23 protein-coding genes are annotated in these 20,107 nt (G+C 37.6%); 2 read left to right on the forward strand and 21 right to left on the reverse strand.

What is annotated here, in order from left to right; translation table 11 throughout:
- Window positions 1–152: 152 nt before the first annotated feature.
- From ACLHDF_RS05980 to ACLHDF_RS05990, 3 genes are all read right to left on the reverse strand, one after another.
- Entirely contained in the window at window positions 153–1,184 is a 1,032-nt protein-coding gene (locus tag ACLHDF_RS05980) for an NAD(P)H-dependent glycerol-3-phosphate dehydrogenase (RefSeq protein WP_413918027.1), read from the reverse strand.
- A gap of 17 nt (window positions 1,185–1,201) precedes the next feature.
- The gene (gene der, locus ACLHDF_RS05985) at window positions 1,202–2,512 is read right to left on the reverse strand and encodes a ribosome biogenesis GTPase Der (protein WP_413918028.1); all 1,311 of its coding nucleotides are present in this window, start codon (window positions 2,510–2,512) and stop codon (window positions 1,202–1,204) included.
- Window positions 2,513–2,808: 296 nt separating this feature from the next.
- Window positions 2,809–3,414: a hypothetical protein gene (locus ACLHDF_RS05990; protein WP_413918029.1), complete on the reverse strand. Its 606-nt coding sequence runs from the start codon at window positions 3,412–3,414 to the stop codon at window positions 2,809–2,811.
- A 120-nt stretch (window positions 3,415–3,534) separates the two neighbouring features.
- On the opposite strand from ACLHDF_RS05990, the gene ACLHDF_RS05995 reads away from it, so the two are divergent.
- The gene (locus tag ACLHDF_RS05995; protein ID WP_016765475.1) at window positions 3,535–3,672 is read left to right on the forward strand and encodes a YpzI family protein; all 138 of its coding nucleotides are present in this window, start codon (window positions 3,535–3,537) and stop codon (window positions 3,670–3,672) included.
- A 30-nt stretch (window positions 3,673–3,702) separates the two neighbouring features.
- On the opposite strand, the gene ACLHDF_RS06000 is transcribed toward ACLHDF_RS05995, so the two are convergent.
- From ACLHDF_RS06000 to prsW, 11 genes are all read right to left on the reverse strand, one after another.
- On the reverse strand, window positions 3,703–4,917 hold the full coding sequence (locus tag ACLHDF_RS06000; RefSeq protein WP_413918030.1) for an MFS transporter: 1,215 nt from the start codon (window positions 4,915–4,917) through the stop codon (window positions 3,703–3,705).
- A gap of 177 nt (window positions 4,918–5,094) precedes the next feature.
- Window positions 5,095–6,144 carry a type 2 isopentenyl-diphosphate Delta-isomerase gene (gene fni / locus ACLHDF_RS06005; protein WP_413918031.1) on the reverse strand — a complete coding sequence of 350 codons (1,050 nt, stop codon included), beginning with the start codon at window positions 6,142–6,144 and terminating at the stop codon, window positions 5,095–5,097.
- A 16-nt stretch (window positions 6,145–6,160) separates the two neighbouring features.
- A complete protein-coding gene (rpsA, locus tag ACLHDF_RS06010) occupies window positions 6,161–7,297 on the reverse strand; it encodes a 30S ribosomal protein S1 (protein WP_413918032.1) in 1,137 nt (378 codons plus the stop codon).
- A gap of 162 nt (window positions 7,298–7,459) precedes the next feature.
- Entirely contained in the window at window positions 7,460–8,047 is a 588-nt protein-coding gene (locus ACLHDF_RS06015) for a lysophospholipid acyltransferase family protein (RefSeq protein WP_413918271.1), read from the reverse strand.
- Complete coding sequence (cmk, locus tag ACLHDF_RS06020) at window positions 8,044–8,718, reverse strand: (d)CMP kinase (protein WP_413918033.1); 675 nt, start codon at window positions 8,716–8,718, stop codon at window positions 8,044–8,046. The genes ACLHDF_RS06015 and cmk overlap by 4 nt, the downstream gene beginning before the upstream one ends.
- Window positions 8,719–8,880: 162 nt before the next feature.
- Window positions 8,881–9,057 carry a YpfB family protein gene (locus ACLHDF_RS06025; protein WP_013059030.1) on the reverse strand — a complete coding sequence of 59 codons (177 nt, stop codon included), beginning with the start codon at window positions 9,055–9,057 and terminating at the stop codon, window positions 8,881–8,883.
- Between the two features lie 69 nt (window positions 9,058–9,126).
- Window positions 9,127–9,297, reverse strand: a complete 171-nt coding sequence (locus ACLHDF_RS06030; protein ID WP_413918034.1) for a hypothetical protein — start codon at window positions 9,295–9,297, stop codon at window positions 9,127–9,129.
- Window positions 9,298–9,324: 27 nt separating this feature from the next.
- Entirely contained in the window at window positions 9,325–9,498 is a 174-nt protein-coding gene (locus tag ACLHDF_RS06035) for a PilZ domain-containing protein (RefSeq protein WP_413918272.1), read from the reverse strand.
- 107 nt (window positions 9,499–9,605) lie between these two features.
- The gene (gene ypeB, locus ACLHDF_RS06040; RefSeq protein ID WP_413918035.1) at window positions 9,606–10,955 is read right to left on the reverse strand and encodes a germination protein YpeB; all 1,350 of its coding nucleotides are present in this window, start codon (window positions 10,953–10,955) and stop codon (window positions 9,606–9,608) included.
- A gap of 17 nt (window positions 10,956–10,972) precedes the next feature.
- Window positions 10,973–11,908 carry a spore cortex-lytic enzyme gene (sleB, locus tag ACLHDF_RS06045; protein WP_413918036.1) on the reverse strand — a complete coding sequence of 312 codons (936 nt, stop codon included), beginning with the start codon at window positions 11,906–11,908 and terminating at the stop codon, window positions 10,973–10,975.
- A gap of 145 nt (window positions 11,909–12,053) precedes the next feature.
- Window positions 12,054–12,704 (reverse strand): glutamic-type intramembrane protease PrsW, encoded by a 651-nt coding sequence (prsW, locus tag ACLHDF_RS06050; protein ID WP_116073497.1) that lies wholly within the window; start codon window positions 12,702–12,704, stop codon window positions 12,054–12,056.
- Between the two features lie 198 nt (window positions 12,705–12,902).
- Here prsW and ACLHDF_RS06055 point away from each other — a divergent pair, with 198 nt between their 5' ends.
- Window positions 12,903–13,874, forward strand: coding sequence for an asparaginase (locus tag ACLHDF_RS06055; RefSeq protein WP_413918037.1), 972 nt, complete (start codon window positions 12,903–12,905; stop codon window positions 13,872–13,874).
- 19 nt (window positions 13,875–13,893) lie between these two features.
- On the opposite strand, the gene ACLHDF_RS06060 is transcribed toward ACLHDF_RS06055, so the two are convergent.
- The 7 genes from ACLHDF_RS06060 to ACLHDF_RS06090 form a co-directional block, all read right to left on the reverse strand.
- On the reverse strand, window positions 13,894–14,865 hold the full coding sequence (locus ACLHDF_RS06060; RefSeq protein WP_413918038.1) for a YpdA family putative bacillithiol disulfide reductase: 972 nt from the start codon (window positions 14,863–14,865) through the stop codon (window positions 13,894–13,896).
- A 124-nt stretch (window positions 14,866–14,989) separates the two neighbouring features.
- Window positions 14,990–16,255 carry a Glu/Leu/Phe/Val family dehydrogenase gene (locus ACLHDF_RS06065; protein ID WP_413918273.1) on the reverse strand — a complete coding sequence of 422 codons (1,266 nt, stop codon included), beginning with the start codon at window positions 16,253–16,255 and terminating at the stop codon, window positions 14,990–14,992.
- Window positions 16,256–16,612: 357 nt separating this feature from the next.
- Complete coding sequence (locus tag ACLHDF_RS06070) at window positions 16,613–17,215, reverse strand: genetic competence negative regulator (RefSeq protein ID WP_413918039.1); 603 nt, start codon at window positions 17,213–17,215, stop codon at window positions 16,613–16,615.
- 127 nt (window positions 17,216–17,342) lie between these two features.
- The gene (locus ACLHDF_RS06075) at window positions 17,343–18,254 is read right to left on the reverse strand and encodes a MerR family transcriptional regulator (protein ID WP_413918040.1); all 912 of its coding nucleotides are present in this window, start codon (window positions 18,252–18,254) and stop codon (window positions 17,343–17,345) included.
- A 107-nt stretch (window positions 18,255–18,361) separates the two neighbouring features.
- On the reverse strand, window positions 18,362–19,129 hold the full coding sequence (locus ACLHDF_RS06080; protein WP_413918041.1) for a metallophosphoesterase: 768 nt from the start codon (window positions 19,127–19,129) through the stop codon (window positions 18,362–18,364).
- Between the two features lie 20 nt (window positions 19,130–19,149).
- A complete protein-coding gene (locus tag ACLHDF_RS06085; RefSeq protein WP_413918042.1) occupies window positions 19,150–19,524 on the reverse strand; it encodes a hypothetical protein in 375 nt (124 codons plus the stop codon).
- Window positions 19,525–19,578: 54 nt separating this feature from the next.
- Window positions 19,579–20,031, reverse strand: a complete 453-nt coding sequence (locus tag ACLHDF_RS06090) for a DUF2663 family protein (RefSeq protein ID WP_413918043.1) — start codon at window positions 20,029–20,031, stop codon at window positions 19,579–19,581.
- Window positions 20,032–20,107 lie beyond the last annotated feature (76 nt).

The raw sequence follows: 20,107 nt of genomic DNA on the forward strand, positions 1-20,107 counted from the left end.
TAAAAAAATCGAAGCGAAGGGGGCTCTTCGCTTCGACTACAACTAAATATTCCCATACAAACAGTTCTACTCATCTTTATTTACATGTTATTTTATGCAAGTAAATGGTTTTGGGTATCACCGATTGCCTATTTTTTCATATTTCTTTGCACTTAATTTAATTTTTCTCCTAAAACATTCGCTAAATCTTCCATTTCATGTGTTTTAGTACGAGACATAAGCGCGTCTACTGCATCTTTTGCCTTCACATCATTAAACAGTACATTGTATAAAGCATCAGCAATCGGCATTTTTACGTCATATTTTTGAGATAGCTGGTAAGCTGCTTTCGTCGTACGCACACCTTCTACAACCATTCCCATATTTTCTAATACTTCGTCTAGATTTTTGCCTTTTCCAAGAAGATTACCAGCGCGCCAATTTCGAGAATGAACGCTTGTGCACGTTACAATCAAGTCTCCAATGCCTGTTAAACCTGAGAAAGTCAGAGGGTTTGCGCCAAGCACAGTACCTAAACGAGCGATTTCAGCTAAGCCACGAGTCATAAGAGCCGCCTTCGCATTGTCTCCATATCCAAGTCCATCCGTGATACCAGCAGCAAGAGCAATAATATTTTTTAATGCTCCTCCAATTTCTACACCAATAACATCAGGATTAGTATATACACGGAAGTACTGTTGATTATTAAATAAATCCTGTACTTTTTCTGCTGCTTGAATATTTGTTGAAGCTGACGTCACGGTTGTCGGCTGCCTTCTACTTACTTCTTCAGCATGACTTGGACCTGATAAGACAACAATGTCTTTTGTTTCAATTTCTTGTTGAATCATTTGAGATATACGCAAAAGAGAGTCCGGTTCAATTCCTTTACTTACGTGAACAATTGTTAACAGTTCATCGGTAAGGGCTTTTAGCTGCTGCAACACTTCCCGAATGGCTTTTGTTGGAACAGCTAAAATGAGAGTTTCAATATCCTCTATCGCTTTTTCTAATGATGTAAAACCTTTAATCTGATGAGGAAGCTCTACACCAGGCAGATATTTTTCATTCTGATGCATCTCGTTGATTTGATCAATGACTTGTTGTCTATGTCCCCAAATGCGAACATCGTGTCCATTTTCCGCCAATACGAAAGCTAATGCAGTTCCCCAGCTCCCTGCTCCTAGTACAGCTATTCTTTCCACGCCGATCACATCCTCTGTTATTTTCTTGGTCTTGCAATAATTTTAATTGGAGTTCCTTCAAATCCAAAAGCTTCACGAAGCTTATTTTCTAAGAAACGTTGGTACGAAAAATGCATTAACTCTGGGTCATTTACAAACACAACAAAAGTTGGCGGCTTAATTGCTACTTGAGTTGTATAGTAGATTTTTAAGCGGTTGCCGTTGTGAGTAGGCGTAGGATTCATTGCTACTGCATCCATAATCACATCATTTAAGATGCTTGTTTCTACACGGACAGCATGGCTTTCGCTTGCAAGATCAATCATTGGCAATAGCGTATGCGTACGTTTTTTCGTTTTAGCCGAAAGGAATACAATTGGAGCGTAAGTTAAGAACTGAAAATGCTCACGTATATTTTCTTCAAATTTCTTCATTGTTTTTTCATCTTTTTCTACTGTATCCCATTTGTTCACAACGATTACAACAGCTTTTCCAGCTTCTTGCGCATAGCCTGCAATTTTTTTATCCTGTTCAATAATACCCTCTTCAGCATTTAATACAATTAAGACAACATCTGAGCGTTCAATTGCCTTTAATGCCCGAAGTACACTGTATTTTTCAGTACTCTCGTATACTTTTCCACGCTTTCTCATTCCAGCCGTATCAATCACAACATATTCTTGATCTTCTTTTGTAAATTTCGTATCAATAGCATCGCGTGTCGTACCGGCAAGATCACTGACAATAACACGGTCTTCACCTAGAAGAGCGTTAACTAATGAAGATTTCCCTACGTTAGGACGACCAATTAATGAAAATTTAATCACGTCTTCTCCGTAATCTTCGTCTTTTTCTTTTGGAAAATGCTTAGCTGCCTCGTCTAGCAAGTCACCTAAACCTAAACCATGCGTTCCTGAGATCGGGAACGGCTCTCCATATCCTAGTGCGTAGAAATCATAAATTAATTCTCTCATTTCGGGATTATCTACTTTATTAACGGCTAAGACGACGGGCTTTTTAGATTTGTATAAAATTTTCGCCACTTCTTCATCAGCTGCAGTAATTCCATCGCGTCCATTCACTAGAAAAATGATTACGTCCGCTTCATCAATTGCAATTTCTGCCTGCTGTCTAATCTGTTCTAAAAATGGCTCATCTCCAATATCAATACCACCAGTATCAATAATGTTAAAGTCCATATTCAGCCACTCACCTGAACTATAGATACGATCACGAGTTACACCCGGAATATCTTCTACAATAGATACTCGTTCTCCTACAATTCGGTTGAAAATTGTTGATTTTCCTACGTTGGGGCGACCAACAATCGCAATAATTGGTTTTGGCATACGATTCTTCCCTTTCCTTGATCTTTTTTATGTATCGGCAACCAGTCTTTAATTGACTAAAGGTATCTATCTACATGTACAAATAAATAAGATCATTCTTTTTCAAAAATCGAGGCCATGCAGCGTGGCATGACCTCTACTAATCGATCATAAGCGATAAAGCAAGCTTTTTATCAGCCCTATCTTACACTGAGCTGATTAACTGCCTATCCGCTGAATAAGCATTGCTCTTTCAATCAAATAATTTTATCAAAAATCACCGGTAACAACAATATAATTTTACGAAATCTCTTCTTCTATTTGTAAGTACTTTGCTTTTGCCTGTGGGACTTTAGCACGTACAAATCTAAATAAGCAGAGAAATAAACCAGCATCTCCCAAATAAACATAGCTCCTACTGCTGTTGCTAAAACATCGAGTGTACGAAGAGAACCTACTTCATAAGATGCGATATTTCGAATGACAACTGCGTATAAAAAATCTCCTCCAACTACACCTAAAATAATCGCTGCGAATCTTTTTTCAGCATCTTTAATCACCATAAAGCAAATATATAAGATAAGTCCAGTCAAAATCCACTTACGATCAATAAAAATCCATACAGGATCATAGAGCTCAAGTAAACAAAAACTAGCATAGGCAATTATTATAATGCCGCATACAATAACATAATATAACTGCTGAAATCTACTGTAGCCTGAAGCATAAACACACGCTACTCCTACTAGAAACAAAGCTGTGTAGCTACACGAAAACTGAGTCATATGCATGTCCATTCCGCTTAAGAGTACACTGATTAATATAATGGCTGTTATCTTCCAACGCCTAGATGTTTTGGGCATAAAAAATGTTGTGATAACCCATCCCATCCACGAAAACCAATAAAAGAAAATTCCGTCCACTGAATATGGCACCTCCCCTATCTGTCATCAGTATGTGTCAATTTTGTAAAACTTAATCGAAGTTTTAGAATAGAACCGATTATTTTGGACAACCTATCAGAAAAAAGGAGGGAATCGAGAATGGGAAAAGATCGTCAAGAGAAAAAATTAAAGGAATCAAAACGAGTTGAATCTGACCGTGATCAAGGACTTCATTATCCGGGAGCAACTAGTTTGCAAAGCCCTGAAGAAGCGCGCGAGTTGAATGATCATAAATAAAAAAATGCGCTGACTTAGTCAGCGCATTTTTCATTTTAAAACTGGATGTGAAACAGGATAAGAACGCTCTTTCTTTCCTGTAAACAAAAAGAGAACTCCTCCGACTAATAATAGGGCTCCTGACAGATAAAATCCGAATTCCATACTTCCGAGTTTATCTGCAAAATAGCCGGTAATGTAAGGTGCAAAGATAGATGACAGCATGCCGCTAAAGTTGAAAAAACCGTACACTTTAGAATACATAGAAGACGGAGTGATATCCGCCATATACGAAATCAAAATAGGATCTAATGCTAATTTCCCTATCAGACCGTAAACAATTAAGCCGATTAATAGCCAAGAATAACTCTCTGTATAAGGGATAAAAAATTGACATAAAGCACCCGCGACTGACAAACTGACAATCAATGCTTTTTTATTTGCAATTCGATCAGATACATAACCAAAGAATATTGCTCCTGGAATAGACGCCCAAGGTACTAAAGAGGCTATAATTCCCGTTTGCGATCCTTCTAATCCTCGCGAGTGCTGTAAATAGTAAGGAAGCCACGTCAGCATGCCAAAAAATCCGTAAAGAGAGCAAAAAATTAAAACATATACAAAAATGTGATTTTTTGTAAATAATACTTTTAGCGATTGCTTTGTTTCTTTATTTGCCGAATTTCCCCCTTGATCCCTCTGCTTATCTTTTACAAAGAAAGCTATTAAAATGGCAATTACTACTGTCGAAACAGCAAATAAGTAAAAAGTAAACTGCCAGTCTTTTTCTAACGTATATGTAATGTATGTAGAACCGATAAAACCAAGTGATATACCAAAAGCCATTCCACTATTGATGAGCGCAGACACTAAACCTCGGTACCGTTGGGACGTGATGCTCGAAGAAATTCCGTATTGGGAGCCATAATACGTTCCTTCCCCAAAGCCTGTCAGCGCTCGCATGAGTAAGAACATACCGAAAGTAGTCGTAAGTCCCGTAAAGAACGTGGCAACTCCAAACAAGATATATCCAGCTACTAAAATCTTAACGCGGCCAAATCTGTCGGCCAAAAAACCTGTTGGAACCTGCATAGCGACATACGCTGCAAAAAATACGGTAGACATTAACCCGAGTTCTGCTTTATTAAGGTCCCACTGTGCACCGATATCTCCCATAACCGGAGATAAAATATTACGATCTGCATACATGAAAACCCAGCCTAAAAAGAATAGAAAAATTGTAAATACAGGATGTCCCTTTTTCATTACGCCACCTCTTCTTCTGATTTTTCCGTTTATTTATCCTATTATAAAAGGCAAACGTTTGGGATTTCATGCTTTTTGTCATTTCTTTTGACATCATTTTTTGTTTTTCAAATGAAAACGCGATCATTAACTCTCTAAAGAAATAAAAAAGCATGCAGTCAACTGCATGCTTTTTTATTATCTGTTATTAAATATTTCTATAGATACATTTCGTTGAGTCAACCAGCTAAGAGTATCGCCTGTAATAACCAGAGGCATTTGCTGAAGCTCGGCGATAGAAGTTGCTCCTAACGCAACCATGATGAACGTTAACTCCTCATGCAGCTCGGTTATCTCTTCTACAACTGCTTCTAAACCAGACTTCATTAAAATAGATAAAAAATATCCTGCCATTCCTGTGGCAGAAGCTCCTAACGCAATAGACTTAGCAATATCCATAGAGGTTTGAATACCTCCTGAACCAATAATGGACACACCTTCTACCTGCTGAGATACTTCTGCTAAAGACGCTGCTGTAGAAATTCCCCAATCATTAAAGAAATGAAAATGTTTTGCTCGTCTTTCATTTTCTATTTTCGAAAAATTAGTACCACCATACCCACCAATATCAACGATTTCAACGCCAACATCTTTAAGTTGTTGAACTGCTTGAGCGCTCATCCCAAAACCTACTTCTTTGACAATGACTGGAACGGTTATCTCTCGCACGATTCGTTCAATACGATGTAATGCATTGGTAAAATCACGATCTCCCTCCGGCATGACCAGCTCTTGTATTACATTTAAATGAATTTGAAGTCCATTCGCTTCAAGCATATCAACCGCTTTTTTAGCTTGTTCAACTGTAGCTTCACTGCCTAGATTGGCAAAAATAATTCCATTAGGGTTTTCTTGACGCACTACTCTGTATGATTGTTCTTCACTTTTATCTTTAATCGCAGCCATCTGCGACCCAACGGCCATTGCTAATTGACTATGATGAGCAATTTGGGCAAACGAACGGTTAATCCGTTCCGTCTCTTGTCCCCCTCCACCAGTCATAGCATTTATAAAAATTGGCGAACTTAACAAAAGTTCGCCAATTTTTGTATCAATATGAACATCGCGCACACCTGTATTTGGTAAGCTATTATGAACGAAGCGAATATCATCTAGCCCGTGCAGCCGATGCTGTCCCGTTTGAATCGCATGATGAATGTGATCAATTTTACGTTTTGCTCTGCTCACGAAACATCACCATTACTTATCTTAATTTTTTTAATTGATCTCCAATCATATCACCTAATTGGAAACCTTTTGACTCTTCTTGTAATTCATAGTCCCCGTAATCTTCTTGTTCTTCTTCCTCAAGATCACGGATGCTTAACGAAATACGTCGTTCCTGTTCATTCACATCAAGTACTTTTACCGTCACTTTTTCGCCTTCAGAAAGTACTTCATGCGGTGTCCCGATATGCTTATGTGAAATCTGAGAGATGTGTACAAGTCCTTCTACTCCAGGCAGAACTTCCACAAAAGCTCCAAAAGATACAAGTCTTTTAACAGTTCCTTCTACTACATCACCTTGGCGAAGCTTCGTAGAAATGTTGGACCATGGACCTTCTAACGTATCTTTAATAGATAATGAAACACGACCCGTTGATTTGTCAACAGACAATACTTTAACTTTCACATTATCTCCCTCAGCTACTACGTCCGAAGGTTTTTCTACACGCGTATGTGAAAGCTGAGAAATATGCACTAACCCATCTACTCCGCCTACATCTACAAACGCACCAAAGTCTGTTAAGCGCTGAACAGTTCCTTCTAAAACCTGACCCTCTTTTAATGACTCAAGAACATTTTCTTTTTGTTGTACAAGCTCTTCTTCTACAACTGCACGGTGCGAAAGGATTACGCGATTTTTTTCTTTATCTAGTTCCACTACTTTTACTGTAAGAGTTTGATCTTGATACTCTGCAAAATCATCAACGAAATGAGTTTCAACAAGAGAAGCTGGAATGAACCCTCTTACACCGATATCTACCACTAATCCGCCTTTAACAATTTCCTTGACTACCGCTTCAAACACTTCACCTGAAGAAAGTTTTGCTTCTAAACCGTCCCATGCTTTTTCAGCATCTACAGCGCGTTTAGATAACACAAGCAAATCGTCTTCCACTTTAATTACTTTTGCTTCAACTTCGGCACCTTCTTGGATTACATCGCCTGCTTTTTCAATATGTAAGCTCGCTAATTCACTGATTGGAATAATACCGTCTAGTTTGCTGTTAGGTACATCTACATACACTTGCTTTTCTTCTACTTTTGTAATAGTACCTTTTACTGTTTCTCCAACTTCTAATGACGTTACCTCTACTTGATTCATATCTTCTGTCATCGTCTTTTCCTCCTCCAATATCCATCTACAATATGTATTCCCTCGCAAGAGTTCTTCACTCTTTTAGCTCATCATTATTGTATATAGCTCTGTATAGAAAAAACTCTCTTTGTTACTAACTTCTAATAAATAGAATCTTTTGTCAAGTCATAAGGTTACAAACTATTGATATTTTTCAATTAATTCACCAATGCTTTTCATAATAACTTCGGTTACTTCATCGGCTGATGCCTTTCGTTCGCGAAGCTCATCCATCTGAATTGGCAGTCCGTACACTACTTTTAACCTTGCGAAACGCTTATATGGACCAATGACGGCACAAGGCACAACAGCTGCTTTTGAACGCAAAGCAAAAAAGCCTACTCCAGCCATTCCTTTTCCTAATTTTCCATCTTTGCTTCTTGTTCCTTCTGGAAATAACCCAAGCACTTTTCCTTCTTTTAAAATCTTTAACCCTTGGCGCAAGGCTTCACGATCTGCCATCCCTCGCTTAACAGGGAATGTTTCTAACTTTGGCAGAACCGTCTTTAGAAAAGGTGCTTTAAACAACTCTGCTTTTGCCATAAACGAAATAGGCCTTGGACATGTCACACCTACAGTAGGCGGATCTAAATTGTCAATATGATTAGAACAAAGCAAAACTCCGCCTTCTGAAGGGATATTTTCTGCACCAATTACTTCATAACGATAAACTGGTGTTAAAATACCTTTTACAATAGCACGTGCAAATGTATAAAAGCTCAAAATTATCCAATCCTTTCTTTTGTAATAGAAAGTATTTTTTCTACAACTCCTTCAATCGATAAGGAAGTTGTATCGATTTCAATTGCATCTTGGGCTTTTTTAAGAGGTGCTACTTCGCGCTCAGAATCCAGCTTGTCTCTGCGGGCAATTTCTTCTTTTAAACGCTCTAAATTTGATTCAAAACCTTTTTTGATGTTTTCGTCATGGCGTCTTTGTGCTCTTTCATCCACAGATGCTAATAAAAAGATTTTGACTTCTGCATGAGGAAGCACGTGTGTACCGATATCACGTCCATCCATTACCACGCCTCCATCTTTAGCAAGCCCCTGCTGTCTTGCTACCATCTCTTCACGAACTGCACGATGTTTCGCCACGATGGATACAGAGTTGGTTACTTCTGCGGAACGAATTTCACTTGTAACATTGTGTCCATTTAAGATTACTACCTGTCCAGAATCAGACGGTTTTAAATCGATTACTGTTTCGTTAAGCAAATGCAATAGCTCTTCTTCATTCTGTAAATCTACCTGTTTTTTCTGCGCTTGATACGTTAGAGCACGATACATCGCTCCTGTATCAACATAAATATATGATAAGGTTTCTGCTATAATCTTTGCCACTGTACTTTTCCCAGCAGCTGCAGGACCGTCAATCGCGATTGAAATTTGTTTTTCCATAAGTGCCTCCCTTAATTTCAAAACAGGAACAAACCACTTTCATCTTTTATACAATGAGCCATTTTATATGAAGCGCTTATAAACGAAAAAAAGAGCAGGGGGTCTTCTCCTGCCTGGTGTTCACTGCATGTTTCTTTCCTAGTTATTCTACCATACGTCCGACTACTGGTCGAATGTTTCAATAATTTTATTGAAATTATTTTTGCTAACTCCCTCATACTGAATAACCTTTGAAAAATATGTACTGTGACTGCTAGATAGTAAAATACATTGGGCAATTATCAAAAATACAAATTGAATAACCACTAGTTTAATTAATATCCGTTCTATCCGATTCATCTTTTTCCTCCTTTTGTAAGAAGTAATACCTTTGCTTACAGTTTAGGAAAGAGAAGTTTTTTTTATACGCTAGAGAAGCCCTTTTCTCCTTAGGTCGAGCTGTCGCTTTAATGTATAACGAATCATCATTTCTTTCGTTTGTTTATCCATATCAATAAATTTAATAGATAGCTGTCCTGCTTTAAAAGAAGTCGAGGCGGTAATTCGCACAATTTCTCCTTTTAATTCAAGATGGTGCAAAGCTCCCTCACTATTAGGAAGACTTAATCATACAACAACCGAATCTTTCTCATTAAAAAGGAGTGAATGATGGAATGAGCCCGCAACTCCACCGGCACTGATGTTTTTGGTCATTATTCCCATTACTTCCTGCTGTTCTTGTTCACTTTTTATCACGGCCTTCACTGTAAGAGGCATACGGAAAAAATTTCTTCTTTGGATGGATTTTAACTTTCTATCGCCTGGGTAAAAAAATTAGTTATTTAGAATCAAAAATTCTTATGTCACACATAAAAACCGGTGTGTATACACACCGGTTTTTATTAACTTTACACTTCATTATATAAAGGTTCTGAGTTTTGCAATTTTTCAACTTTTTCTTCAAAACCCGTGTCGGCATTGATGAAAATTCGATACGTATCATTCTTTATTGTTCCTAAAAACTCATAGCATAGTACTTCTTCGTTTAAATCATTCGTAATAATTGCTAAGCGGTCTTCCATCACTTTCACATTAGAATTTAGTTTAGTTCTCGCTTGTTCTTTCGATATTTTAGGTTTTGGAATATCTCTTGTACGATGCTTTAATAAAAAGTCTTTAGCCGAGAAACCAATAACAGATCCATCTTCTAAGGACATTTTCATTTTGACTGAATCCGGATAAATCCGGACTCCACTTTCCGTTTGTTCTACGAATGTAAAGACTCCCATATTATCGTATTGAGCGCTTTCAGCCATCACTAGGCTTTCAAAACGGTGATCTTTTAAAAACTTATTCGCTTTGTTCATAGCGTCGTTTAAGCTAATATTTTGTTTTTTAATATCTCGATCTTCGAGCACCCAAAGCGGATATCCACCTTTTTGTGTAACGTCCATATACGTTTCTTGTTTAGTCTTTGGATCTGTTATGGTTAAGCTGTACACCTCATAATCGGCATCTTTTCCGCTCTTTACAACATGAATTTTTTCATTTCCTTTTAAATCCAAAAACGAACGTGCCACTTGTTTTGCAACCTCTTCACTAACTTCTCTACCTTTTAATTGATGAAAAGCATTTTTTTCCTGCTCATTCGTTGCATTCATAACGCCTAAATCTGTTTCGGCAAAAGAATCCATACTTTTTTCAACGGTTTTCAACCCGTCAATAATCGTATTGTCCCCTTGCTTTTCTTTTGTGGCCAGCGCTAGCTCAACATCCATCCAGCGCAAGTTATTATCAATAACTAGATGCTGCACTTGACGCATTTCATTTTGAATTTCGCCTGACTGGTCATAAAGAGAGTTTAACGTTTTATACTCTTTATCTGTCAAGGGTGATTTACTTAAATCCCTTACCGCCACTTTATACGTAAAGTCACCAACATCTGAAAGAAACTCTTCTGTTTTATTGAACGGTAAAAGTGATAAAGGCAGTTGTCCTACATTGTTATGAGCTTCAGAAGTTAAACGCCATACTTCTGCAAGCGCAGGCGAGAGCTGATCTCTCGAACTCATGGCGAGCGTGCCGCCAATTTTATCATTTAATAAATCTAGTTGATATGACAAATCATGAAATGCTCGTTGATACGTATTCTCCGCTTGAAGCAGCACAGCGTCTTTCTCTTGATGTTCACTGTACCCCCAATACCCTACACCTACAACACCAATAGCTAATAATACAATTAAGATTGTTCGAATCATGTTTCCTTCACCTCTCTTTATCGACAGAAAATGTGTTTCCCGATTTGCTTAATTTGAGGACGCGACCAAATCCATGCGCTTGTTGCTGTATCCGGATTAAAGTAATAAATAGCATTTCCAGTAGGATCCCATCCGTTAATAGCATCCATAACCGCTTTTTTAGATGTTGGATTAGGCTCAAGCCAAATTTGTCCATCTGCTACGGCAGTAAATGCACGCGGTTCAAAAATAACTCCAGCGACTGTATTTGGAAATGACGGACTGTTAACTCGGTTTAAAATAACAGCTGCTACGGCTACTTGGCCATTATATGGTTCACCCCGTGCTTCACCATGCACAGCATTCGCCATGAGCTGAATATCATTTTGCGAAAAACCGCTCGGTACGTTCACAGCTGTTGGCTTTTGGGCTTTTTCCTTCGCTTGTTCAGAACTTCCTTTAGAAGCATTACGCTGCGGTTGATTGGCGGGCTTTCTTACTTGAGAAGATCCGCTTGGTGCTTTTTGCTGTCCCATGTTCCCATTGCTTTTTCCACCGCTACTACCGCTTCCTTTAGACTGCTGATCAAGAGGTTGACCTCCATAATGCGTAAATTTATTCCCCTTTCTAATTTGATTTTTCACATAGTTTTCGTGGTATTTTGTTGCATTGGCTAACTTAATCTTTGTTTGCCAACCTGCTAAACCGTCAATTTTTTTAATCCCAAATTCATATTGAAAATTGCGCAGTGCCCAGTATGTGCTCCATCCAAATACACCGTCAATTTTCCCGTTATAATAACCTAAATACTGAAGTCTCGACTGCAGCTCAATAACGTCATCTCCAACTGCTCCGTGTTGAATGACTTGATTTGAAAACGCGTGAGCGGCCTTTGGACTCACAACGGACGCTGCAATGAATGAACATATGCATATGAGACATGCATACTTTTTAAAACATCGAAATGATAACATGACAAAACCTCCTACATCGTATGTAACTGATAAGATGATAGGAGTATTTTTTGTAAAGGTTGTTTTTTTATACAAGATGCGCAAAATTTACCGAAATGAAAAAACTCAGCTTGCAAACCTTTCAAAAAAGATTTACAAGCTGAGCCTAGACAATCGATGGCTGTTTGGCCTTTTTTACTTTTCTTAACGCCAGCCACCATAAATAAATCATAAATGGAATAATAATAAATACCCAATGATCCATTGTTTTTAAGATATAATCATATGTTCCATGTAAAATGAGCGGCGCGAATACGGAGTACAGCGTCCACTTCGTTTTTTCTTTTCCTTCGGAAAACTTTGCTTTTCCTAGATAATACCCCATAATGACTCCGAATAAAGCATGACTAGATACGGGCAAAAAGGCTCTTCCTAGCGCTGATTCTAAACCATTTGCAAACAAATATAAAATATTTTCAACGGTAGCAAAACCTAATGAAACAGCTGCTCCGTAAACAATTCCATCATAATGCTCATCAAATTCAACATGCTGGTAAATTGTGAAATATAAGATGAACCATTTAAAAAATTCTTCTAAAAAGCTTGTCGTAAAAAATGCTTCAAGAAAGGGTGATTGAAAAACGTGTTCCTCACCAAATACATATTGAATAAACATAATTGGCAAAACAAGCATTGCTCCAAAAATAAATGTTTTTAATACCATTGAAATCGGCTCAGTTTCGTATTCATCTTTCAAATAAAAAAAACTTAACAATGCCAATCCTGGCGCAATGCCTGCAGATACAATCGCCAACATAAATAGCGCCTCATCTCCTCTATTTTTTTTAATAGTAACATGTTATCTTTAGGATGAAAATCTCCGTCTATAATGTCCTTATTTTTATATGTAAATGCTCACATAACTTGCTGTCGATTTACAAAGCCTAACAAAGACCTTAAACAAGTATACCAAAAAATGTATCATACTTATATGAAAAATTGAAAGGAGCTCTCTATGAAAACTGTTTATATTCTTCACACAGGCGGTACAATCTCTATGAAAGAAGACATGGCAACTGGATCGGTAACACCAGATATTCAAAATCCGCTTCACCGCTCAACATCATCTGTTTCAGGCATGGCCAATGTAATAGTAGAAGAAGCATTTCATCTGCCTTCTCCTCACATTACTCCTAAGGAAATGCTTATGCTTTCAAAAAAAATACGTAATAAAATTAATGAGGGTAACATTGATGCAGTCGTGTTAACCCACGGTACAGACACGCTGGAAGAAACCGCTTATTTTTTAGATTTAACAGTGCATACAGATATTCCAATTGTCTTAACTGGAGCTATGAGATCAAGCAATGAGATTGGTTCAGACGGTCCTTATAATTTTATATCTGCGGTTCGGGTAGCTATTAGTGACGGTGCAAAAGGAAAAGGCGTTTTAGTTGTGATGAATGATGAAATTCATACAGCTGAAAATGTGACTAAGACCCACACAAGCAACGTGGCGACATTTCAAAGTCCTCAGTACGGTCCAATAGGATTAATCACAAAACGCGGTATATCTTTTCACCACATGCCTACAGAACACGAATTTTACCCTGTCAATCAGATAGATAAACAAATCATTTTATTAAAAGCTTATGCAGGAATGGACGATCAGTTATTTCATGCAGCAGCTTCAATGAATGTTGATGGAATTGTAATTGAAGCCCTCGGCCAAGGAAATCTCCCGCCCCTTACACTTCCTGGAATTCAATTGCTTTTAAAGCGAAAGATACCCATCGTGCTCGTTTCCCGCTGTTTTAATGGAATTGCTCAGGATGTATATGGATATGAAGGCGGTGGCAAGCAGTTAAAAGAGATGGGCGTTATTTTCTCAAATGGCTTAAATGGCCCTAAAGCACGCATTAAACTGTTAGTTGCTCTACAAGTAACTAAGAATCATGATGAACTGCAGCAGCTATTTAATCATTAGTTAAACAACGCATAGAGGCCTATGCGTTGTTTTTGCTGATAATATGAGAAGCGATTGATTTTCCATGAAAACGTCCATTTTCAATAAAAATTTCATTAGCATTGTTTCCTGCAGCAATCACCCCAGCGATATAAATCCCTTTTACGTTTGTTTCCATTGTCTCTTCGTTAAAAAAAGGGCGGCCCGTTTCCTTATCTAATTCTACCCCCATTTTTGTTAAAAATGAGTGATCAGGGTGATAGCCAGTCATGGCAAAAACGAAGTCGTTACTAATCGTATATTCTTTTCCTTCCTGCTCATATGTAACCGTTTCATCCGTTATCTTTGTTACATGAGCATTAAAGTGCATTTGAATCGTTCCATTTCTAACAAGCGCTTCGAATTCAGGCAATATCCAAGGTTTTACGCTAGGGGAATAATCTGAGCCACGATAAATAACCGTCACTCTTGCATCACATTTCACTAATTCTAGAGCTGCATCGACGCTAGAGTTTTTCCCACCGATGACGACTACATCTTTATCAAAGTACGGATGAGCTTCTTTAAAATAATGAAATACCTTTGATAAATCTTCTCCAGGAACATTCATATAATTAGGATGATCGTAATAGCCCGTAGCGATAATGACATTCTCTGCTTCGTACGTCTCTTTAGATGTTGTAATAATAAATTGATTTTCCGCTTGTCTGTCTACTTGCAAGACACGTTCAAACGGCTGAATCCGAACCTGCTTGCGTTTCACTACTTCTCGGTAATAAGCAAGAGCTTGGTTGCGCACAGGCTTACGATTTTCTGTAATGAAAGGGACATCTCCAATTTCTAACTTTTCACTGGAACTAAAAAACGTTTGGTGTGTCGGATAGTTATAAATTGCATTTACAATATTCCCTTTTTCAATTACAAGAGCATCAATACCTGTATGTTGAAGCTCAATAGCTGCTGAAAGGCCACATGGTCCTCCGCCAACAATAATTACTTTTTCTTTCTTCATGCCTGTCACTCCTTCAGTTGTAAACGCACCTTTTTTCTATTTTAACGTAGTGTAAAACAAAAAAATCTCCTCATTAATGATAGGAGATTTTTTCTATTTACGCAATTGTTCTGCTGTTTTGTTTTTAAATCCAGCCTCTGAAACGAGAGCCTTCTGCCATTTTTCTTACGCCTACCATATAAGCAGCTAGACGCATGTCGACTTTTCGAGTTGTAGAGGTTTCATAAATGTTATTAAATGATTTAACCATTACTTTTTCAAGCTTTTCTTCTACTTCTTCTTCCGTCCAATAATAACCTTGATTGTTCTGCACCCATTCAAAATAAGATACTGTTACACCACCAGCACTGGCCAAAACATCTGGAACTAATAAAATTCCTCTTTCTGACAAGATGCGCGTTGCTTCAAGGGTTGTTGGTCCATTTGCTGCTTCTACAACAATATTCGCTTGAATGTTATGAGCATTTTCTTCTGTAATTTGATTTTCAATTGCAGCTGGAACTAGGATGTCACAGTCAAGTTCAAGCAGCTCTTTGTTGCTAATTGTATTATTGAATAATTTCGTTACTGTGCCAAAGCTATCACGTCGATCTAATAAATAATCAATATCTAGACCATTAGGATCATGCAGCGCTCCGTATGCATCAGATATCCCTACAATTTTAGCGCCAGCATCGTGCATGAACTTAGCTAAAAAGCTTCCTGCATTTCCAAATCCTTGTACTACTACTCGTGCACCTTGTAATTCAATGCCTCTTTTTTTCGCTGCTTCACGAATACAAATAGTTACTCCTTTTGCAGTCGCTGTTTCACGGCCATGCGAACCACCTAAGACAAGAGGCTTTCCAGTAATAAAGCCCGGTGAGTTAAATTCATCAATACGGCTGTATTCATCCATCATCCAAGCCATAATTTGTGAATTTGTAAACACATCCGGCGCTGGAATATCCTTCGTTGGTCCAACAATTTGGCTAATCGCACGAACATATCCGCGGCTTAAACGTTCTAATTCTCCAAAAGACATATTTCGAGGATCACAAACAATTCCACCTTTTCCTCCACCGTAAGGAAGGTCAACGATTCCACATTTTAAACTCATCCATATAGATAGAGCTTTTACTTCTTTTTCAGTTACGTTTGGGTGAAAACGAATGCCACCCTTCGTAGGACCAACTGCATCGTTATGCTGCGCTCGGTGACCTGTAAAGATCTTAACTGATCCGTCATCCATACGAACAGGAATTTTTACTGTCATCATTCGTAATGGCTCTTTTAATAGTTCATACACTTCATCAGGATAGCCTAGTTTTTCTAACGCTTTATGTATCACTGTTTGTGTAGATTTTAAAACATCATGCTTCTCTTCTTGACTATTTTTACTGTCTTGCATCTTGTCGGCTACCATCTGTAAACCTCCTAAAATGTATCGAAAATTATTCGTTTTTAATTGAATGGTGCTTCTTTCATGACATAGTATACACCCTTAGTTTTACATTGCAAAGGAAAATATCGAACTTTTAGTATTTTTTGTGCTCTTCTAAGAAAACGCTTCCATTGACTTTATAAGGTATGCTACAATATTTTAAGTCTGCCTCTTTTCTAGTATGCTTTAATCGTCTTAAAAAAATAAAAAACACCCGGTGATAAAGAGCACTTTCAACAACTTTGTACGAGCTGAAAATGCAGCCACTCTTATTTTAATAAAAGTGTTTTATCCTTCACGGGTGTAATCATTTCAGTTAAACAGTTAAGAAAAGACAGAGTTAATATACTCCAAAGCTCTCTTTTCTACTAACATTTTTCCATATTCATTTACGCGGTGCTTTGTAATTGTAGAGGGATTTCCATACTCCGCTAAAACCGCAATCATATTCCCAACTTCAGCTGGTGACAGCATGTGATAATCCAACAGCACGTAAAAACGTTTTTCGAATGAATAGAGTACACTATCCGTGTCGTAAAAGTTTGACATGCGTTTGGTCAGCTGAATGACATCTTCAAATGAATCAAACTCAAAAAACATGTCCTCGCTTTCATCTAGCATGACCTGCATTTCAATGAAGTCCTCAAACTCGTCTTCATCGAGCTCACCATAGCTGGCTTCTTCCTCATACTGCTTTGTCACAAATACAACCATTCCCTGTGCTTGAAGTGAAAAAACTTCTACCGAAAGAGAATTTGTAGGTTCAAAGTTCAGTTCCTGAGAAGCTTGCTCTATCATCTCGCGAAAAAGCTGCTTTACTTTGAAAGTATCTGTCCATAGATCTTCTTTTGTTAACCCTCTTTCTTTTAAATCATCGTAGGTCAAAAAAACTTTTAGCTTATTATAGTTTAATCGTTCAAGCCTCATTAGCGTCCCTCCCCGCTTGCACTCATAACCACATGGTTCGATAATGCAGTATATGTATTTTTTGGAAAACGGTTCGTGATGTTTACTTACGAGTTTACAGGTTTATGATAGGAAAGACAAGCTATTCTCAATCAATTTCTGCTAATTTTTTTGTTAGCCAGCTGTTCCACTCTTCTTTTGTATTTCCTAAAATAAACGGCTGAGCCTCAATTTTTCTTTTACTATCTAAACCATCAAATACATAACCGCCTAATCCTACTTTAAGATGCGGGAATTTCTTTATCATTTGATTCGTCAAATTTAGTGTTTTATCAGCATTTCCCATCATTGTACATGACATAAATAAAAATGTTGGGTTCACTTCTTTGACAATTAATTCAACATCTTTATCTTCAATGCTGCTTCCTAAATAGATAACCTCAAACCCTTTACGACGTAAAAATAGTGTAAAAACTAGAAGTCCCCCTTCATGTGTCTCATTAGGACCGCATACAGCAATCGCTTTAGGCAACAAGCCATTTGAAGGAAGCGAATAAAAGATCATACTGATACGCGTTTTTAATAATTGAGTTGTATAATGCTCATGAGCACTTGTAATTTGCCCTTTTTCCCACATATCGCCAACTGTCACGAGTAGAGAACCCAAAATATCAATAACCACTTTTTCTACCGAATACAGGCTAAAAGCATGATTAATTAAATCCTGTGCTTTTCCTTCTTCAAAAGATAAAAGCATAGTTAACAGCTCATTTCTAATTTTTTGAGGGGAGTCCACTTCTCCCTCTTCTTCAAACGTTCCCACTGTGCTACTTTCCGTTTCTAATAACGAAACCGCTTGACTAATGGTAAAACCTCCGCTCACTTTTTCCGTGAGCCATTTTAACTTTCGCAAATCTTCCTCTGTATATAACCGATGTCCCGAATCATTGCGGACAGGATTTAAAATTTGATAACGTCGTTCCCATGCGCGCAAAGTTCCCGGCTGGATTCCGACCATATTTGAGATGGCTTTAATATTATACTTCCCTTCGTGAGCCATACGTAACCTCCAACTACTCTTCGTGAACTGTACCTATTAATTGAATTATAGGATAAGTTATCCTGTGTGTAAAATTTGTATATGCTATGTAAAGAGTTTGTTCAAGGCTATTCTTTCCTTTTTAAAGTGATATAATGCGTCTCTGCTCGAGCTTGTAAACGGAGTGGCAAAGAGGTTGTACCATACCCATTACTGACAAAAAGAGGAATCTGTTTTTTTTCTTTCAGCCCTCCTAATTCATACATACCAAAATTAAATAAGCGTATCTGTCCTCCGTGTGTATGTCCACTCAAAATTAAATCTATTTTTGATTTCTCGTCTATATAATAGATAATATCAGGATTGTGGCTTAGAAGAATGGTAAGCTGCTCACGTTCAATTGAAGGAACAGCTCTCTTTAGATTCATCTTACCTTCTGATAAATCATCTACTCCCGCAAAATGGCATGTAGTACCATGTTTAGAAACTGCAGAAACATGCTCGTTTTTAAGGGCAATGACTCCCTCGTCTTTAAGCATCTGCTTCAATTGCATTTGACTTACTTCGTAATCATTATTTCCCCACACAAAATAGACGGGCCCCAGCGTTTTAAGCTTTTGAATATTTTGACGAGCACGAGATAAAGGCACTCCTCCTTCTAGTAAATCACCGCCTATAATCACAAAATCTACTTCATCAGGTATTTTTTCCAACAGCTTCGACGAAACTGTTCGTTTATGTATATCTGATATAAAAAACAGGCGCAAAGGCTGTTGATTTTCAGGAAATGTTGACAAAGGAATCGTTCGTTCTTCTACATATGTACGATGGGCTTCTGAAAACATAAAAATCAGCAAGCCTATGCCTAACACTAAAATAATTAAAAGAATAACCATATATTCTCCTTCTTTTCATTTTATACACGGTGTGTTTCTGTTAAAGAAGAAAGGGCATAAATTGTTGCAATTGTTAACAAACCTACTACTTGATAAAGCGCAATTGTACTTAACGATACAATCCCTATCACACATAGACATGAAACAAGATATTCATGCCATTTTACCTCATAGCCTTTTAAAAACAACCGACTTTGCAGAAACACTTTACGAACTGCTGCCGACAGACAAAAAAGAGCTGTAAAAAATAAGATTATAATACCAAACACATCTAACGGATGTAAAATCATTTGGATAAGTAAATATGTCAACGAGGCTTTTGAACCTACAGCCGTTAAACTACCGATATAATAACTGCATAACCATGCAGCCAACAAGTTAAACCAATCCCTCACAAAAAAACCCCCTTCACTAAACTTCTATGTAAAAAGAGGCTTTTTCATGCGATTCTATTTATTTTCATGATATAAGTTAATTCCATAAGTTGACTGCATCCAGCGGAACGTTTCTTTTCGGTGCTCCCATGTTTCAGGCGTCTCCCATAGCTCTTTGCTTCTTTTGATAATCTCACAGCGTAAATCTTGAAAAGTCTTTTCTGCTTTCTCACCTCTTTTCCGCAGCTGTACAGTATAAAAATAAAGTGAGACGGTAAGCAATAGAAACATCAAATGACCTATATTGCCTAATAAAAATGAAAAAAATTCACTAAACGTAGGAAAAAAACCGCTTTGAAAAAGAAAAAAAAAGTAGCAAATGACAGCCGTTACACTGGCTAAAAATAAAAGCTTCCATTTTTTCTCTTTAGCTCTCAGCTTATTAACCGCTTCTTTTCTTTTAATAACGCTCGCTAATATATATTGAAGTGGCTCATCGCTTTCAAAGTCTATTACCTTGTTTTCCATCATTCCACCCCCTTATATGCTAGTACAACATATGAGGGAACATAAAAGATTATGTGAGTAGCACTGAAAATAATGG

This window comes from Priestia megaterium, assembly GCF_046599315.1.
GTDB classification, from domain to species: domain Bacteria; phylum Bacillota; class Bacilli; order Bacillales; family Bacillaceae_H; genus Priestia; species Priestia megaterium_F.

Coding starts and splice junctions, on each gene's coding strand:
- der (WP_413918028.1), bottom strand. CDS start 2,512: ATGCCAAAACCAATTATTGCGATTGTTGGTCGCCCCAACGTAGGAAAA.
- ACLHDF_RS05995 (WP_016765475.1), top strand. CDS start 3,535: ATGGGAAAAGATCGTCAAGAGAAAAAATTAAAGGAATCAAAACGAGTT.
- ACLHDF_RS06000 (WP_413918030.1), bottom strand. CDS start 4,917: ATGAAAAAGGGACATCCTGTATTTACAATTTTTCTATTCTTTTTAGGC.
- rpsA (WP_413918032.1), bottom strand. CDS start 7,297: ATGACAGAAGATATGAATCAAGTAGAGGTAACGTCATTAGAAGTTGGA.
- cmk (WP_413918033.1), bottom strand. CDS start 8,718: ATGGAAAAACAAATTTCAATCGCGATTGACGGTCCTGCAGCTGCTGGG.
- ACLHDF_RS06025 (WP_013059030.1), bottom strand. CDS start 9,057: ATGAATCGGATAGAACGGATATTAATTAAACTAGTGGTTATTCAATTT.
- ypeB (WP_413918035.1), bottom strand. CDS start 10,955: ATGATTCGAACAATCTTAATTGTATTATTAGCTATTGGTGTTGTAGGT.
- sleB (WP_413918036.1), bottom strand. CDS start 11,908: ATGTTATCATTTCGATGTTTTAAAAAGTATGCATGTCTCATATGCATA.
- prsW (WP_116073497.1), bottom strand. CDS start 12,704: ATGTTGGCGATTGTATCTGCAGGCATTGCGCCAGGATTGGCATTGTTA.
- ACLHDF_RS06055 (WP_413918037.1), top strand. CDS start 12,903: ATGAAAACTGTTTATATTCTTCACACAGGCGGTACAATCTCTATGAAA.
- ACLHDF_RS06060 (WP_413918038.1), bottom strand. CDS start 14,865: ATGAAGAAAGAAAAAGTAATTATTGTTGGCGGAGGACCATGTGGCCTT.
- ACLHDF_RS06065 (WP_413918273.1), bottom strand. CDS start 16,255: ATGCAAGACAGTAAAAATAGTCAAGAAGAGAAGCATGATGTTTTAAAA.
- ACLHDF_RS06070 (WP_413918039.1), bottom strand. CDS start 17,215: ATGAGGCTTGAACGATTAAACTATAATAAGCTAAAAGTTTTTTTGACC.
- ACLHDF_RS06075 (WP_413918040.1), bottom strand. CDS start 18,254: ATGGCTCACGAAGGGAAGTATAATATTAAAGCCATCTCAAATATGGTC.
- ACLHDF_RS06080 (WP_413918041.1), bottom strand. CDS start 19,129: ATGGTTATTCTTTTAATTATTTTAGTGTTAGGCATAGGCTTGCTGATT.
- ACLHDF_RS06090 (WP_413918043.1), bottom strand. CDS start 20,031: ATGGAAAACAAGGTAATAGACTTTGAAAGCGATGAGCCACTTCAATAT.